Here is a 16,870-nt window from a genome sequence, read left to right as displayed (position 1 = left end):
GCCTTTCAGCGTGAGGAGTCGCGGGCGCTGGGGTTGCGTGCGATGGTGGGCACTTCGCCGGTCTGCAGCAGAGCGCGGGCGCGATAGAGGGCCTTGTAGGTGAGCAGGCCGGTGAGGGCGCCGGGTCCTGGCGCGGTGACGCGGGCGACGACTTCGGTGCCGCGGTCCCCCGGGGCCTCGGAAAAGTCGAAGGTGATCCCCGTGGAGCGCTCGGGATCGACGTCGACGTATCGGATGCGGTTGTCGCCTTCGCGGGACACGACGCAGTCCCAGACGGGGCCGTCGTCGCCGGCGAAGGTCCAGCGGAGACGCTCGGGCCCCGCGTCGGCAACTTGCGCGATGTCGCCGAAAATCTGCGACAGGCGCCCGGAATCCTGGAAGAGGGCCAGGACCTCGCCGCGCGGGCGGGCGATCGTGATGGCTTGGACGCGCGAGTCGGTGGTGGCCGCCTCGCCGACCTTCTCGACGACTTTATGCGCGAGCTGCTTGGCCTGCCGTTTGGCGGTGTCGACAACGTTCATAGGGCCTCCTCGGCTGGGCGTCGCGGGAGACTACCCGGGGTGAGGCGGCATAAACGCTGTTGTGTGCGGCCCTTTCCGGAGCCGTCGAGTCAGCCGGCGCCCGCGGCGATCACCGCCCGGTTGCGTTCGGCGACTATCGGCAGGTCAACCTTGACCAACCGCCGGTCGTAGCTGAGGTATCCGTTCACCTCGTTCTCGACATCGGTCGTCTGGGTGTAGACCGCGCCCGACAGGCCGTCGCTGCGCACCAGGTTCTCCACATCGCGGCTGACCTCGACGTACCGCTGGGTCAACCGGGCCGGGCTGTCGGTCATCTCGTACGCCTCCGGCCGGCCCGGCCACCGGTTGTCGGCGAGCGTCAGGCCGAGGCCGCCGTATTCGCCCTGCACGATCACGCGGTGTTCGGGGCCCTCCTTGCGGACGGGGCCCACGTAGTTGTGATTGTCGTAGACGTCCCCGGCCCTGCTGTCCGGACGGGATTTGCAGCAGTTGACGCCGCTGTTGGCGTTCACCATCCGCGACGGGTCCTGCGCTTTCACCTTGTCGGCGATGCGGGCCGTGTCGAACTCGCCCCAGCCCTCGTTGAACGGCACCCAGCCGATGATCGAGGTGAAGCTACGCAGCTGATCCACCATCGCGGCGAGTTCCTTCTCGAAGCGTGCCTTCGCCACGGGAGCCGGGTCGGGGGACGGGCCCGTCATCGGGCCGTTGATCGATTCGCCCAGCGACGGCATGTCCTGCCACACCATCAGCCCGAGTTTGTCGGCCCAGTAGTACCAGCGGTCCGGTTCCACCTTGGCGTGCTTGCGAACGAAGTTGAACCCCAGCTCCTTTGTCCGCTCGAGGTCGAACTTGAGCGCATCGTCGGTGGGGGCGGTGTAGATCCCGTCCGGCCAGTAGCCCTGATCCAACGGGCCGTGCAGGAACGTGATCTTGCCGTTCAACGCGATGCGCGGTCGGCCGGCCGCGTCCCTGACCGTGCCGATGGTGCGCAGCCCGCCGTAGCTGGATACCTCGTCGATCACGCGTCGGGACGGACTGACAAGGCGGACTTTGAGGTCGTAGAGGTAGGGGTCGTCCGGTGTCCACAGGTGTGGATTCGCCACCGGGAGACGGACGGGCTGACCGGGTTTCCCGTATGCGCGCGCCACTTCCGGGCCACCGCCGGGCTCGGCGACGACGACCTCGACCCGCTGGTAGGTCGTTCCCGAGAGCCTGGGCGTGACGGTGAAACCGGTCTGGTCCGGGGTGATGTCGAGCTTTTCGATGTGCGCGGCGCTGACCGGCTCCATCCAGACCGTCTGCCAAATGCCCGACGCGCCGGTGTAGGCAAGCCCGCGGGGAGAGTTGCGTTGCTTGCCGACCGGGAACGCGCCGGCCTCGTTGCGGTCTTCGACCCGCACGGTCAACTCCTGGACGGGTGACCGCACCAGCGCGCCGGTGATGTCGGCACTGAACCCGGTGTAGCCGCCTTCGTGGTGGGCCACCTGCTGGCCGTTGACCCAGACGGTTGCGACCTGGTCGACCGCGCCGAAGTGCAGCAGCACGCGTTGCCCCCGCCAATCGGCAGGCACCTTGACGAGCTTGCGGTACCACATCTGATCGTCGTGGCGCTGGATGCCGGATAGTGCCGACTCCGTGGGATAGGGGACCAGGATCCGTTCGGTGTACTCGCTCGCCGATGGCGGTTCCTTCTCGGCATCCTGCAGCGATCGTCCCGTGTAACTCCAGCCGCCGTTGAGGTTGAGCCAGCGTTGCCGCACCATCTGCGGACGCGGGTACTCCGGCAGCGCGTTTCCCGGTCCCACCAGGTGCGTCCACGGCGTGGACAACGGAGGCTTTTTACGTTGCCAGATCTCGACGGCCTTGGCCGGCGTACTCACCATCACGAAACCCATCAACGGCACCAGCGCCACTATCGCGAACCGTCGAAGCCACGCGATGGTCACCACCCCCCAATTGTCAGCATGTAGCAAACATATCGGCTGGTCACCCCGCATCGTTACACGCGCCTCGCGCTATCCTGGCCGCATTCGACGACCCCGGCGCGAACGGCAGGAAAATCCAATGATCACAATGTGATACGTCACACTCATGCGACGTAGGCGGCGTGAGTTCTGGCAAATCTGCGGTGAAGAGCCGGACCTGACGGCATCGTGTGCGCCAGTTGCGTGGCAAACTTTGTGAACGCATGCCGAGACGGCAACTTCTCGATAAGGCTGGCAAAGACCCGGCGAACGGCGCAGCATGAGCCCGTGCGTAAATTATGGCCAGCCCTAGCCGTTGCGGGGATGTTCGTCGCCGGCCTCGCGGTGACCGGCCCGCCCACCGCCCAGGCGACCATCTGCGGATCGATCGGCGGCAGGCATGTCGACGTCACCGGTTGCTCGGATCCGATGTCTGAACTCAACGACGCGCTGGCTCCGCCGCCTCCACCGGGCTATGTGCCGCCCCCGCCGCCGCCTCCGAACGTCAGTGTGTGCGCGAACGTCGGCAGGCGCATCAACATCAGTGGTTGCGTGTAATCAGCGCGGCCACTTGGTTCGGCCGTCGCCGCGGTCGAGCAGCACGTACAGCTCATCGGACCATGCGTTCAGCCGATAACGGTTGAGTACTTTGCGGGTGGCGGCGACCGCCATCGCGCCAAGGGCGACGGCGCTCAGCCAGATTCCGATCGCTGCCGCAGTCCCGTACCCGGTCGCGGTTGCCGGGCTGGTCGGTGGTGGGACGCGGCGGCCTTTCCCGTCCACCCAGATCTGCACCTGGTCGCCGGCGCTGACGGGCTGCGACGGCCGGATGACACCGGTGTGCTCAGAACCCGCGGCGGTCCATTTGACGCTGACGATGCTGACGGCGGCGTTGTCGGCGGCCGGTGCACTGTCGGCGACGACGGTCGCCTGGGTTGGCATGCGCGTCTGCGCCTGTTCGCGCGCCGAGCGAAGGCTTTCCCCGTACACGTCTTCGCCGACGCTCACCGCATAGGGGATGACGAGGACTGCGAACACGGTGGCGAGCACCACGGCCATCGCCTCGATGCGGTCGAATCGCCGAACCAAGGGATTGCGGCCGAGGGCCCGCAGGACCCACCAGCGACGCCGGCTCAACGTGGACACTTTCTACCAGCCTGTTTCGTTCGTGTTACGGCTACATATCCATGCTGGCACCGCGGCCGCCGGACATGCCAGTTTGCAGGGGGTTTGGAGGCCAACGTCACATCCAGCTAGAACGTGTTCTACTGACGGGGTGGACCGCCAGAAATTCGATCACCTCTTCGACATGACCGACCGAACCGTCGTCGTCACCGGCGGTACCCGAGGCATAGGACTCGCCCTTGCCGAGGGCTTTGTGCTTGCCGGCGCGCGCGTCGTCGTCGCAAGCCGTAAGGCCGACGCGTGCGAGGCGGCGGCCGCGCACTTGCGTGAACTCGGCGGCCAGGCGATCGGGGTCCCGACCCACAGCGGCAACATCGACGACCTCGGCGCGCTGGTCGAGCGCACGGTGTCGGAGTTCGGTGGCGTCGACGTCGTCGTCAACAACGCCGCGAATGCGTTGGCTCAGCCGTTCGGCCAGATGACTCCCGAAGCGTGGGCCAAGTCGTACGACGTGAACCTGCGCGGCCCGGTGTTTCTCGTCCAGCACGCGCTGCCGCATCTGAAGGCGAGCCCCAAGGCCGCGGTGCTGAACATGGTGTCGGTCGGCGCGTTCAACTTCGCACCCGCGCTGTCCATCTACGCCTCGGGCAAGGCCGCGCTGATGTCGGTCACGCGGTCGATGGCTGCCGAGTTCACACCGTTCGGCATCCGCGTCAACGCGCTGGCACCCGGACCGGTCGACACCGACATGATGCGCAACAACCCGCAGGAGGCCATCGACATGATGGTCGGCGGCACACTGATGAAACGGCTGGCCACTCCGGACGAGATGGTCGGTGCGGCGCTGTTGCTCTGCTCGGATGCCGGCAGTTACATCACCGGTCAGGTGGTCATCGTGGACGGTGGCGGAACGCCTCGCTGAACTCGGTAACGCCGCCGCCCGACGATGCGAGGATCTGGCTGCGGTTTTCCACCTGAAGTGCGGTTTCGAGGCAGCCGGCGTCGAGGTTGGCCCACAACACCTGCTTGGTCGACTCCAAGCCGAATTTGCCATAGCCGCATAATGTTTCGGCGATTTCCAGCGCATCGTCGACGACGTTGCGGCACACCCGCGACACCAGGCCGAGCCGCAGCGCCTCGGTTGCGTCGACCGTGCGTGCCGTCAGGATCATGTCGAATGCCGGGCCTGCGCCGATGATGCGCGGAAGGGTGTAGCTGACCCCGATGTCGCAGCCCCCGATGCCGAGTTTGATGAATTGCGTGCAGAATCGGGCGGACTCCGAGGCCAGCCGGATGTCGCTGGCCGCGGCGAGTGCGAACCCGCCGCCGTATGCCGGGCCGTTGACGGCGGCGATCACGGGCTGGCGGAGACGGTGGAGCTTGACCGTGAGATTGGCGATGCGTTCCTGCCAACGCATCCCGGAGCGCGGGAACTCGGTGCCGCCGGCCGCTTCCGGTGGATTCGGGGCACCCAGGTCGAGCCCGGAGCAGAACCCGCGGCCCGCACCGGTGAGTACGACGACGCGGCACTCGTTGTTGGCGGCGATGTCATCGAGCGTCGCGTGCAGGGTCTCCACGAGCTCGTACGACAGCGCATTCAGCTTGTCCGGCCGGTTCAGCGTGATGACGGCGATGTCGGGACGCGGGAAGGTCAGCTCGAGAGGCATGACCGGACCCTAACCGCTGCTGTGCCATCCCTGGACGCCGACAGCGATCATTCGCAGCTGTTTGACCGCGGTGCGGTGGATGGCGCCGATGGCCGCTGCGTCCCCCGCGTCTTCCAGGGACTCGGCGATGGAGATCATCGCGTTGACGAAGAGATTGGCGAGGATGTTGAGATCCTCACTGCTCCAGTCCTTGAGTGCGGGGAAGCGGGCCAGATCGATCGCGAGCTCGGAGGTGATCAGGCGGATCTCGGTGCGAATCGCATACCGCAACACCGACACCCCACTGGAGCGTTCCCTGGCGATGAAGCGCCAGTGTTCGCGGCGCTCGTTGAAGCTGCCGATGAGAATCTCGGCCGAGGATTCGATGACGTGGTGCGGATCGAGCTTGCCTGCGCGCGCACCGCGCAACATGTCGCGCAGTGAGCGAAACGATTCGTCGATCAGCACGAGGCCGAGCGCGTCCATCGAGTCGAAGTGGCGGTAGAACGCCGCGGGAACGATGCCGGCCTCCCGGGTCACCTCACGCAGACTCAGCGCGCTGAAGCTGCGGTCCTCCAGGAGTTTGAGCGCGGCCGCGATGATCGCCCGACGGGTCGCTTCCTTGCGTTCATCTCGGGAGAGGGTGTCCCGCGAACGCGACGATCGAGATGTTTCGGCGCGTCGTGTTCGGGTATTGGGCGTACGTCTGTTCACTGATGTGAACCGTACCACAAGCAGCAAATTCATCGTTGACAGGTCGAACTGTATGCGCGCACTGTGTACACATGTTCACTCAAACACTGACCGAAGGTGTCGGGCGACGCCTACTCGCCAGTCGGCGGGTGAGCGCGCTGGCGAACCTGCTCACGGGCCCGCACGGCGTCGACCGCTACACCGAGCTGGTCGAACCGACCTGGACGCGCGGCGATGCCCGCGCAAAGGTGCTCGCGGTGCGGCGGCAGACGCCACGCAGCGTGACGCTGACGCTGGAACCCAACGAGGCATTCACCGGATTCCGGGCGGGCCAGCACATCAACCTGTCCGTGGAGATCAACGGCAGACGCCGGACCCGCTGCTATTCGCCGGCCAGCGCCGAGGGCGCCCGCCACATCGAGCTCACCATCGGCCGCCACGACGGCGGTCTGGTGTCGAACTATCTGTGCGACCACGCTTATCCGGGCATGGTGCTCGGTCTGGACGCGGTGGGCGGGGAGTTCGTCATGCCCGAGATCCGGCCGCGCCGCATCCTGTTCGTCTCCGGCGGCAGCGGCATCACGCCGGTGATGTCGATGCTGCGCACTCTGCGTGCACAGGCGTTCACCGGTGACATCTCATTCGTGCACTACGCGCGCGGCGCCGATGAGGCCTGCTATCGCGACGAGCTCGCCACGACACCGGGAGTGCGGGTACTGCACGGCTACACCCGCAGCGCCGCCGGGTCAGATCTCGACGGTCACTTCGGGCCGGCGCATCTGGCCGCGGCGTGTCCCGACGGCGAACCGGACGCGGTGTTCGCGTGCGGTCCGCCGGCACTCGTCGACGCGGTTCGCGCGCACTGCCGCAACGTCAGCTCGGAGAGTTTCGTGCCGCCGACGTTTTCGGTTCCGGCCGAATCGACGGGTGGCACCGTCACATTCAGGACCAGCGGCGTCGACGTCGTCGACGACGGCCGGCCGCTGCTCGTGCAGGCCGAAGCGGCCGGGCTTACGCCGGAGAGCGGATGCCGCATGGGGATCTGCCACAGCTGCACCCGTTTCAAGACCCGCGGCGCGGTTCGCAACCTGATCACCGGTGCGGTCTCGACCGCCGACTGCGAAGACATCCAGATCTGCGTCACCGCGCCCGTCGGTGACGTCGCCATCGACCTTTGAGCACTCTGACCCGAAAGGCTCTGTAATGAATGCACCCAAGTACTCGCTGACCCCCGAACAGGCCGAGGCATTCGGCCGCGAACTCGACGCCATTCGCGCACGCGTGATCGCCGACCTCGGCGAACGCGACGCCACCTACATCCGCAAAGTCATCAAAGCCCAGCGGACACTCGAAGTCGGTGGCCGCGCCCTGCTGTTCTTCCCGCCGACCTGGCTCGCGGGAACGGCCATGCTGGCGGTCTCGAAGATCCTCGACAACATGGAGATCGGCCACAACGTCATGCACGGCCAATACGACTGGATGGGTGATCCGGCCATCTCCAGCAAGGCGTTCGAATGGGACACCGCCTGCCCGGCCGATCAGTGGCGGCACTCGCACAACTACATGCACCACACCTACACCAACATCGTCGACATGGACCGCGACATCGGCTACGGCATCCTGCGGATGAGCGAGGACCAGAAGTGGTCGCCGTACTACCTCGGTAACCCGCTCTACGCATTCCTGCTCATGGTGCTTTTTCAGTACGGTGTGGCGCTGCACGAAATGGAAACCGAGCGGATCCGCGCCGGTGAGATCAGCATCGCCGACAAACGCGAAGTGCTGCAAGGTATCTGGCGCAAAACCAAGAAGCAGACCCTCAAAGACTACGTCGCCTTTCCGCTCCTCGCCGGTCCGTTCGCACCGTTTGTGTTCGCCGGCAACCTGACTGCCAACCTCACCCGCAACGTGTGGTCGTTCATGATCATCTTCTGCGGTCACTTCCCGGACGGCACCCAGGAGTTCTCCATCGAGGAGACCGAGAACGAGACGCGCGGCATGTGGTATTTCCGGCAGCTGCTCGGTTCGGCAAATCTCACCGGCGGCAAGTGGTTCCACATCCTGAGCGGAAACCTGTCATTCCAGATCGAGCACCATCTGTTCCCCGACATCCCCGCGCACCGGCACGCCGAAATCTCGGTCGAGGTCCGCGAGATCTGCGAGCGCTACGGCCTGCCGTACAACACCGGCCCGCTCTACAAGCAGTTCGGCACCGTGGTGCGCAAGATCGTCAAGCTCGCTTTCCCGTGGGGCGGCAAGCCGAAAGACCCCGAGCCGGCGGACGTCAAGGAGCCCGTGCGCGAACCGGCTCCGCAGCCGATATGTGAGCCCGAACTCGTCAACTGCTGACGGGCAGGCTGCGTTGCAGCAGTACGGTGTCCAGCCAGCGGCCGTGCTTGAAACCGACTGCACGCAGCCGCCCGGCCTCGACGAAACCGTGCCTGCGGTGCAGGGCCAACGAGGCGGCTGCGTCGTCGGTGTCCACGACGACCGCGATCACCTCGCGGATGCCCGCCGCCGCGCAGCCGTCGAGCAGCGCCGCCATGAGCTGTGCCCCGATACCCCGGCCGGCCGCGTGTGGCACGAGGTAGATCGAGTTCTCGACGGTGTGCCGGTAGGCGGGCCTGGTCTTCCACGGCGCGCAATAGGCATAGCCGACGACGCTGCCGTCGAGTGTCGCAGTGAGAAAAGGCAATCCGAGGTCGCGCGCCGTCGTCAAGCGCCGGTCCCACTCCGCGCGGTCCGGCGGGGTCAGCTCGAACGTCGCGACGCCGCTCTCGACGTGGTGCGCGTAGATCGCGGCGATCGCGTCGAGGTCATCCGCTGACGTGGGGCGGATGGCGGCGTTGGTCATGAATTCACCCTAGGTCTCAACTTGTTCGGGTGGATGAAAGGTATCTCCTGAGTCGTATTAGGGAGTTGAAGAATCGGGCCGACCGCTTACGTTACGGGTGCGGCTCGAATGGTTTAGCAGAGGAATCGTCAGTGTCACTCCTGCGAAAGAACCGAATCATGGCGCCGATCAGGTTGAAGGCGAGCCAGCCGTCCAAGTAGCCTAGCCTCAAATCGCAATCGGCAAGGCGTGACAATGGGCAGTGGGCGTGGGGACAAGCGGCGGGCAAAGAAGGCGCACTCCAGTCGGGTGCTCCGACGCGACCCTCCAGCCGCTGTGAAGCGATTTCTGCGCCAAGAGGTGGCGTTTGGTTGTCCCGTGCCTGGATGTGGTAACCCTTACCTGCAGTACCATCATTTCGACCCAGAATGGCATATCGAGCGCCATCACGATCCCGCGCGCATGGTGGCAATCTGCGGGGAGCATCACGCGAAAGCGCGTGCCTTTACCCGCGCCCAATGCCGCGAATTCAAGGAAAATGGTGCGATGCGGAATCGAGTCGTTCAAGGAAAATTCGATTGGATGCGAAAAGAGATACTTGGAGTAGCTGGAGGGTATCACTATGGAAACGGCGCGATCCTCACATACGGTGACCATCGTCTCATTTGGTTCAACCGCGACGACAAAGGCTATCTTCTTCTTAATATTTCGACTTTGGACCGTAACGGTCGGCGGAGAGAATTGCTCGTAAATAACGAGTGGTTTGTTAGGGGCGAGCCTTTCGACGTTGAAAGTCCTCCTAACGGGGCATATCTCAAGATTGACTACCATGATAGTGACCAGATCGAAATTCGGTTTCGCGAATGCGGCTCGGCCCAAGATCTATTGGGTAAGTTTCCGCAGGCGCCGATCGGATCGCTGCCTCCAACTATCTACCCAATCACGCTTGCCGTAGTGAGTATGCGTTTGCTTGGTCCTGGCATCCACATTGATCCGACGCGTATGACGCTTCCGCGGGGAATTGTGGTAGAGAACGGGACTTTTATCAACAACGCGACGTCGATACGTATAGGGAAATGATTCTGAAGTCCGTGGCGCCGCCCCTTGCTTCGCGGCATTGCTCATGGCACACCCTAGGTCTGACAGGCCGGACACCAGTACGTGACCCGCTCGCCGCTGTTGTCGGTCTCGATGGGTGTTCCGCACCGGCGACACGGTTCGCCTGCCCTGCCGTAGACCCACAGCTGCCGCCCGCGGCGGGTGTCGCCGGTTGTCGTTCGATTCCATCGGGACCGGTTGAGCCACAGCATGTCCCGTGCACGTTGCACGACCCGCAGTGGATCGTTCAGTGAGCTGACCGGGGACGTGGGGCGGCGACCGAAGACGAAGCACAGTTCATTGCAGTAGACATTGCCGACGCCGGCCATGACGCGTTGGTCGAGCAGCGCCTCGGAAAGCGGCCGATCCGGATCGGCGGTCAGATTGGCGGCCGCGGTGCGGGCATGCCAGTCGGGCCCGAGCAGGTCGGGGCCGAGATGTGCGACGGCATCCATGTCGGCGGCCCGATCCAAAACCTCCAGCACGCCGAGGTCTATCCCGGTTGCGCGGCTGTCGGCCGTCTCCAGCACGATGCGGATGCGATGTGCCGCGCCGGCAGACCAGCCGATGCGCCAGCTGCCCTCCATCTTCAGATGGGAATGAATGCTGGCGGGCCCGACCCGGATGAACAGGTGCTTGCCGCGGCTCAGAACTTCGTCGACCACCTGCCCGGTGAGGTCGACCGTGGCGTAGCGCGGCACCCTGATGTCGCAGCGCGTCAACGTCTTACCCACCAGTGCCGTGCGGAGCGCCGCGGCAGTGTGAAAGACGGTGTCGCCTTCGGGCATGCCCTATTGAACCAGCCGTTGCGAAAGTTCCCACAGCCGTAGCGCGTTGCCTGGGTCAAGGGCGTAGGGAGCGACACCGCTGATCCCGAACTCGTCGCGGTGATCGACCACGACCGCTTCGTTGCAGTCGTCGAAGTACCGTCCGCCGACGCCTTCCAACAGCGGTGACGCGGCCAGCAGCACCGACGTGGCCGCACCCTGCTCGGCTGTTTTCAGTCTGCTGCCTGCCTGGCGGAATCGCTCGGCTGCTTGTTCGCCGTACGCCGGATCGAGATGGCGTTGCAGGGCGGTGAGAATTCCGCCGGGCATCAGCGCGTTGGCGGTGATGCCGTCGTCTCGCCAGCGTCGGCTGGCCTCGACCGCGAACAGCACGTTGGCGGTCTTCGACTGGCCGTATGCGCCGAAGGGGTCGTAGTCGCGGAATGCGTAGTCGATGTCGTCGAACACCACGGGGGAGCGCAGGTGTCCGGATGAGCTGACCGAGACCACGCGGGCACCGCCTGCGGCGGCGAGTGCCCGGTGCAAACCGGTCGTGAGGGCGAAGTGGCCGAGGTGGTTGGTGGCGAACTGTAGTTCGTGACCGCCCGCTGACCGGGTCAGCTGCTGCACCGCCATCACACCCGCGTTGTTGACAAGGATGTGCAGCGGCCCGCTCCATGCCCTGATGAACGCCGCCACACTGGCGAGGTCGGTCAGGTCGAGCGCACCGACAGTGATGGCGTCGTTGCCGGTCGACGTACGAAGGTCGGCAGCTACGCGTTCGCCCGCGGCGACGTCGCGGACCGCCAATGTCACCGCCGCTCCGGCAGCGGCGAACGCGCGGGCCGTTTCGACACCGATGCCCGATGCGGCGCCGGTGACGATCGCCGTACTGCCGGACAGGTCGACGCCGTCGATCACGTCAGCGGCTGTCGATTCGGAATTGAAGGGTGTTGTGATGGGAGTGGTCACGACTCACACGAACAGGTCGCGGCCCTTCGCTGTTCCCCGCAGTCAGCGCAATCGCAAGCCACGCGGCGTACGGGTGAAGCCGGCACCGGCCAACGCGTCCTGCACGGCGGCCCGCGCGGCGTCGACATCGGGGTCGAGGACCGCAACGCCATTGATTCGCTCCACGAGCAGCGCCGGGATGCGTCGGGCGCTCACCAGGTCGGCCAGCGCGCCGGCCGCGGCCCGCTGCGCCTCGTCGTCGAACCCGAAGCTGAGCAGGGACCGTCCGCCGCGCTCCAGGAACCACACCAACTGGCCGTCGACCAACGCCACGAGGGCGCCGGCTTTGCGGCCGGGCCGGTGCGCCTCACCGTCACCCGCGCGTTCGGGCCAGGGGAGTGCGGCCCCGTACGGGTTGGCCGGGTCGGTCGCGGCAAGTACGACCGCGTGGTACTCGGGCCGCTCCGGGTCGACACCGTCGATGTAGGAGCGGAGCCGATCGACGGTCGAGGCCACTGCGAACTGTGCCCCGCCGAGCGATTCCACGAAGTAGCCGCGTTGGCAGCGGCCGGCGTCCTCGAACGCGCTCAGCACCTTGTAGAGCGTCGCGAACCCTCCTGGTACGCCTTCGGCCGCCGCGGCGCCCTTGGTGAGGACGCCGTGTCGGCTCAGCAGCAGTTCGGCTTGGAAGTGAGCCCGCACCGTGGAGTCGGGCTCGGCCGCCGGCAGTGCCGACCATCGGCCCGACACGGTGGGGTCGCTGGATCGCGTCTGGGCGTGCGCGACGCTGTATCGGCTCAACCGCGGCGGCCGCTTCTGCTGACGGTGTGCCGGGGTTCGCCGCGTGCCCGACAGGATCGCGCGCACCGGCGCAAACGTGTCCCCGGTGACCCACCCGGCCCAAATGAGTTCCCACAGCGCACCTTTGAGCTCTTCGACAGGCGCGCCGTCGGTGAGTTGACGGAAGAAATACGCTCCGCCGTGACCGAGGGTTTCCATGATCGCGCGGTGGGTGTCGGTGAACTCGATCTCGGTCGGCGCGGCCAGCGTGAGCGGTGCCGAGTCCGCCGGGTGGAACGCGATCCACCCGTCACCACCGCCGATCTGTCCGGCCCCTGACCACGTGACCTCACCGGATGCCAGCAGTTCGTCGAGCATCGCGGGTTGATAGTCGCCGACGCGTTGCGGGAACACCAGGGACTCGACCGCGGACGCGGGTAGCGGCACCCCGGCCAATTGTTCGATGACGGCGGCCAGCCCGTCGATGCCGGTGCTGTGCGCCGAGCCGATGTGCTGCCACTCCGGCAGGAAGCGACCGTAGGCCGCCGTGCTGACCGGTTCCACCTGGGCCCGCAACGCGGCAAGGGACCGGCGCCGCAGGATCTTGAGTACATCGGCGTCACACCATTGATCGCCGGGCAGGTCGTCGACGAATTCGCCCCGTACCAGCCGGCCGTCGACGGCCATGCGGCCCAGCAGGTCGGCGGTCACCCGCAGACCCAGGCCGAACCGGGCGGCGGCTTCCTCGGTGGTGAACGGGCCGCGGGTGCGGGCATAACGGCCGATGAGGTCGCCGAGCGGATCGGCCACCGACTCGGTGAAGGCCGCCGGGACGCCGATCGGAACGGGCGCCCCGACACCGTCGCGCAGCAGGCCGATGTCCTCGACCGCGGCCCACCATGTCTGCCCGGCGAATGTCACCGGAAGGGCTCGCTTCGCGGCGTGCAAACCGTCGAGCCAGCCGCCCACGTTGTCGGCGGTCGACCGTTGGGCGAGTTCGGCCTCGGTGAGCGGCCCGAGCAGTCGCAGCAGGTCGGCGACACCTTCGGCATCGCGCGCGGCGCGTTCCTCGGTGAGGTGCTGCAATTGCGCCGCCGTGGATGCGACGATCGCCGGATCGAGCAGTTCACGAAGCTCGATGCGGCCCAGCAGTTCGGACAGCAGAACGGTGTCGAGCGCGAGTGCGGCGGCACGACGCTCGGCCAGCGGGCTGTCGCCCTCGTACATGAACGCGCCGACGTAGCCGAACAACAGTGAGGCCGCGAAGGGCGATGGCGTGGGGGTCTCGACGTCGACAACCCGCAGCCGGCGCTGAGCCACCTTGCGCATCAGCTCGGTCAGTGCGGGGACGTCGTAGACGTCCTGCAGGCATTCGCGTACCGCTTCCAGCACGATGGGGAAGTCCGGATACTTGCGGGCGATGTCGAGCAGTTGCGCGGCCCGCTGCCGTTGATGCCAGAGCGGGGATCGTTTACCGGGATGGCGGCGGGGCAGCAGCAGCGCGCGGGCCGCGCATTCGCGGAACCGGGAGGCGAACAATGCCGAACCGCCCACCTCGGCCGTGACGATCGGTTCGATCTCGTCGGCGTCGAACACGAACAGGTCGGCACCGGGCGGGTTTTCACCGGTATCGGGCAGGCGCACGATGATGCCGTCGTCGGATGCCGTGGGTTTCTCGTCGATGCCGTAGCGGTCGCGCAACCGGCGCCCGACCGCGAGCGCGAGCGGGCCGTGTACGCGAAGGCCGTACGGCGAGTGCAGAATCACCCGCCAGTCGCCCAGTTCGTCGCGGAACCGCTCCACCAGGAATGTGGTGTCGCTGGGAACCACACCGGTGGCCTCACGCTGTTCGCGCAACAGCTGGTGCAGATTGTCGGTGGCGTAGCCGGCGAAACCCATTTCCTGGCAGCGCGCGTCGAACGCCTTACGGTCGAGGCTCGCCAGCTCCCCGGTGAACGCGCCGACCGCCGCGCCCAACTCGGCCGGACGCCCCACACTGTCGCCGCGCCAGAACGGCAGCCGTGCGGGCTGGCCGGGTGCCGGAATGACGAGTACCCGGTCGTGGGTGATCTCGGTGATGCGCCAGCTGGTGGCGCCAAGCGAGATCACGTCGCCGGGCCGTGACTCGTACACCATCTCCTCGTCGAGTTCGCCGACCCGGGAAGGCTTTTCGGAGTCGGTCGCGAGGTACACGGTGAACAGCCCGCGATCGGGTATCGCTCCGCCCGAGGTGACCGCAAGGCGCTGCGCGCCGGGGCGGGCGGTGAGGGTGCCCGCGTCGCGGTCGTAGACCAGCCGGGGACGTAGCTCGGCGAACTCGGTGGACGGGTACTTCCCGGACAACAGGTCGAGCGTCGCCTCGAACGCGCTGTGCGGCAACGTCGCAAACGGTGCACTGCGGCGCACCGCATGGAACCACGCGTCGGCGTCGAGCGGCTCGAGCGCGGCCGCCGCGACGGTGTGCTGGGCGAGCACATCGAGCGGGTTGGCCGGCACCCGCATGCTCTCGATGTCGCCGGAACGCATGCGCTGCACCGTGACCGCGCAGCCGATCAGATCCGTGCGGTGTTTGGGGAACAGCACACCTTGCGAGATCTCACCGACCTGGTGTCCCGCGCGGCCGATGCGTTGGAGCCCGCTGGCCACCGACGGCGGTGCCTCGACCTGAATCACCAGGTCCACCGCGCCCATGTCGATGCCGAGTTCGAGGCTCGAGGTCGCGACCACGGCCCGCAGCCGACCGCTCTTGAGGTCGTCCTCGACCTGCGCGCGCTGTTCCTTACTGACCGAGCCGTGGTGCGCCCTGGCCAGCAGTGGCGGTGCGCCGTTGGCTTGGCCGCTGGCCATCAATTGCGCGGGTGCGCCGCCACCGACCCGAGGGTTGTGGGTGGACGGCAGCTCGGTACCGCTGCGCTCGGCGTGAATCTCGTTGAGCCGGGACGTGAGCCGCTCGGCCAGCCGGCGTGAGTTGGCGAACACGATCGAGGATTGGTGCGCCTCGACCAGATCGACGATGCGCTCCTCGACGTCGGGCCAGATGGAGTTGTTGTCGAGATTGGCCATGTCCGGCACGGGTACCTGGACCGAAAGGTCGAAGGTCTTGGCGGCCGGCGGCGACACGATCGTGGTCGGGGCTTGCCCGGACAGGAAGCGCGCCACCTCCTCGGGGGGCCGCACGGTGGCCGAGAGCCCGATCCGCTGTGCGGGCTTGTCGAGGAGCTGGTCGAGGCGCTCCAGGGACAGCGCCAGGTGCGCGCCGCGTTTCGTGGCGGCCACCGCATGGACTTCGTCGACGATGACCGTCTGCACCGTGGCGAGTGTTTCCCGGGCGGCCGAGGTCAACATCAAGAACAGCGATTCCGGCGTGGTGATCAGGATGTCGGGTGGCTTGCTGATCATCGCGCGCCGCTGGTTGGGCGGGGTGTCGCCGGAGCGCACGCCGACGCTGATCTCCGGCGGCGACAGCCCGTGGCGCTCGGCGACGCGCGTGATGCCCGTGAGCGGCGTGCGCAGGTTGCGCTCGACGTCTACGGCCAGCGCCTTCAGCGGTGACACATACAGCACCCGGGTGCCCGGCCGGTGCTCGGCCGCGAGCTGATCGATGGCCCACAGGAACGCCGCGAGTGTCTTGCCCGACCCGGTCGGCGCGATGACCAGGGTGTTGTCGCCTTTGGCGATGGCTGACCAGGCCTGCGCCTGGGCCGATGTGGGCGCGGGGAAGGCAGCGGTGAACCACTCCCGGGTCAGTGTGCTGAACCGGGCCAGCGGATCGGTGCGGGCCATCCACCCATAGTGCCGCGCACCACCGACAAGTCGGTCAGATCACCGGTCAGCGGTGCTCGGGAGCGGCTGCATCCACCAGTTCGGGCGGCAGCCCCGGCACCCGGCCGACCGCGTCGAGCAGGGCATGCGCGCAGGTATCGGCGACAAAGCCGGCGTCGATCGACGGGTCGACGAGACGTTGGCGGCACATCTCGAACGTCAGCGCGAGCCAGCCGTAAATCGTGGCCCGCAGGTCGCGCTCGAGTTTGGGGTCCAAGGGTTCGGCGGCCGCCTCGCCGATGCGGCTCATGATCCGGTTGGCCTGCCGGTCGTTGTCGATGTCGTCGATACCGCGCAACACCGGGTCGGCGCGGCCCATGCCCATGTAGGCGGCCCAGGCGCCGTGCGGATGCTCCTCGTCGTAGCGCAGGTAGGCCAGGACTCCGGCGCGAAGCTGCCCGAAGAGGCTCTGGCCGGGATCGGGCGGCGTGTTGGTCGCCTCGAACAGTCGCTCACCCTCGGCGCGCACGACCGCCGCGAAGAATGCTCGTTTGTCCGGGAAATAGTGGTACATGAGCGCGCGGGAGACTCCGGCGCGTTCGGCGATCTCGTCGATGCGGACCTCGTCGTACGGTCGCTGGCCGAACACCTCGGCCCCCAACGCCAACAGCTCACTACGCCGGTCGGCGGGGGAGAGTCGTCGTCTCGACTCAGCACCCACCTGGCC

Annotated in this window: 15 protein-coding genes; 5 read left to right on the top strand and 10 right to left on the bottom strand. The window is 66.7% G+C overall.

Annotation, left to right across the window (positions count from 1 at the left end; genetic code table 11):
* Window positions 1–5: 5 nt before the first annotated feature.
* Window positions 6–521 carry a hypothetical protein gene (locus ACRCUN_RS03770; protein WP_462140323.1) on the bottom strand — a complete coding sequence of 172 codons (516 nt, stop codon included), beginning with the start codon at window positions 519–521 and terminating at the stop codon, window positions 6–8.
* Window positions 522–610: 89 nt separating this feature from the next.
* Entirely contained in the window at window positions 611–2,407 is a 1,797-nt protein-coding gene (locus ACRCUN_RS03765; protein ID WP_462140576.1) for a glycoside hydrolase family 2 protein, read from the bottom strand.
* Window positions 2,408–2,776: 369 nt separating this feature from the next.
* Here ACRCUN_RS03765 and ACRCUN_RS03760 point away from each other — a divergent pair, with 369 nt between their 5' ends.
* A complete protein-coding gene (locus ACRCUN_RS03760) occupies window positions 2,777–3,046 on the top strand; it encodes an RNA-binding protein (protein ID WP_462140322.1) in 270 nt (89 codons plus the stop codon).
* On the opposite strand, the gene ACRCUN_RS03755 is transcribed toward ACRCUN_RS03760, so the two are convergent.
* Window positions 3,047–3,634, bottom strand: coding sequence for an Rv1733c family protein (locus ACRCUN_RS03755; protein ID WP_462140321.1), 588 nt, complete (start codon window positions 3,632–3,634; stop codon window positions 3,047–3,049). It abuts the gene before it with no gap.
* Window positions 3,635–3,764: 130 nt separating this feature from the next.
* Here ACRCUN_RS03755 and ACRCUN_RS03750 point away from each other — a divergent pair, with 130 nt between their 5' ends.
* Window positions 3,765–4,535, top strand: coding sequence for an SDR family NAD(P)-dependent oxidoreductase (locus tag ACRCUN_RS03750; RefSeq protein ID WP_462140320.1), 771 nt, complete (start codon window positions 3,765–3,767; stop codon window positions 4,533–4,535).
* On the opposite strand, the gene ACRCUN_RS03745 is transcribed toward ACRCUN_RS03750, so the two are convergent.
* Together ACRCUN_RS03745 and ACRCUN_RS03740 are read right to left on the bottom strand one after the other, a co-directional pair.
* Window positions 4,504–5,280, bottom strand: a complete 777-nt coding sequence (locus ACRCUN_RS03745; protein WP_462140319.1) for an enoyl-CoA hydratase/isomerase family protein — start codon at window positions 5,278–5,280, stop codon at window positions 4,504–4,506. The two genes, ACRCUN_RS03750 and ACRCUN_RS03745, sit on opposite strands and share 32 nt — an antisense overlap.
* A gap of 9 nt (window positions 5,281–5,289) precedes the next feature.
* Window positions 5,290–5,973 carry a TetR family transcriptional regulator gene (locus ACRCUN_RS03740; protein WP_462140318.1) on the bottom strand — a complete coding sequence of 228 codons (684 nt, stop codon included), beginning with the start codon at window positions 5,971–5,973 and terminating at the stop codon, window positions 5,290–5,292.
* Window positions 5,974–6,044: 71 nt separating this feature from the next.
* Here ACRCUN_RS03740 and ACRCUN_RS03735 point away from each other — a divergent pair, with 71 nt between their 5' ends.
* Both ACRCUN_RS03735 and ACRCUN_RS03730 read left to right on the top strand, forming a co-directional pair.
* Window positions 6,045–7,130, top strand: coding sequence for a ferredoxin reductase (locus ACRCUN_RS03735; RefSeq protein WP_462140317.1), 1,086 nt, complete (start codon window positions 6,045–6,047; stop codon window positions 7,128–7,130).
* Between the two features lie 25 nt (window positions 7,131–7,155).
* Window positions 7,156–8,301: a fatty acid desaturase family protein gene (locus ACRCUN_RS03730; protein WP_462140316.1), complete on the top strand. Its 1,146-nt coding sequence runs from the start codon at window positions 7,156–7,158 to the stop codon at window positions 8,299–8,301.
* Here ACRCUN_RS03730 and ACRCUN_RS03725 read toward each other — a convergent pair.
* Entirely contained in the window at window positions 8,291–8,806 is a 516-nt protein-coding gene (locus ACRCUN_RS03725) for a GNAT family N-acetyltransferase (protein WP_462140315.1), read from the bottom strand. The genes ACRCUN_RS03730 and ACRCUN_RS03725 overlap by 11 nt on opposite strands.
* A gap of 315 nt (window positions 8,807–9,121) precedes the next feature.
* Between ACRCUN_RS03725 and ACRCUN_RS03720 the strand changes: the two genes are divergently transcribed.
* Entirely contained in the window at window positions 9,122–9,865 is a 744-nt protein-coding gene (locus tag ACRCUN_RS03720; RefSeq protein ID WP_462140314.1) for a hypothetical protein, read from the top strand.
* 53 nt (window positions 9,866–9,918) lie between these two features.
* On the opposite strand, the gene nei2 is transcribed toward ACRCUN_RS03720, so the two are convergent.
* The 4 genes from nei2 to ACRCUN_RS03700 are packed head-to-tail and all read right to left on the bottom strand — an operon-like array spanning window position 9,919 to window position 16,864.
* Window positions 9,919–10,671, bottom strand: a complete 753-nt coding sequence (gene nei2, locus ACRCUN_RS03715) for an endonuclease VIII Nei2 (protein ID WP_462140313.1) — start codon at window positions 10,669–10,671, stop codon at window positions 9,919–9,921.
* Window positions 10,672–10,674: 3 nt separating this feature from the next.
* Window positions 10,675–11,622, bottom strand: a complete 948-nt coding sequence (locus tag ACRCUN_RS03710) for an SDR family NAD(P)-dependent oxidoreductase (RefSeq protein WP_462140312.1) — start codon at window positions 11,620–11,622, stop codon at window positions 10,675–10,677.
* A 42-nt stretch (window positions 11,623–11,664) separates the two neighbouring features.
* Window positions 11,665–16,164 carry an ATP-dependent helicase gene (locus tag ACRCUN_RS03705; RefSeq protein ID WP_462140311.1) on the bottom strand — a complete coding sequence of 1,500 codons (4,500 nt, stop codon included), beginning with the start codon at window positions 16,162–16,164 and terminating at the stop codon, window positions 11,665–11,667.
* Between the two features lie 46 nt (window positions 16,165–16,210).
* A complete protein-coding gene (locus ACRCUN_RS03700; protein ID WP_462140310.1) occupies window positions 16,211–16,864 on the bottom strand; it encodes a TetR/AcrR family transcriptional regulator in 654 nt (217 codons plus the stop codon).
* Between the last annotated feature and the right edge of the window lie 6 nt (window positions 16,865–16,870).

This window comes from Mycobacterium venezuelense (assembly GCF_054919535.1).
The sequence above is the reverse complement of the archived record's forward strand: the minus strand, read 5'-3'. Positions and strand labels throughout refer to the sequence as shown.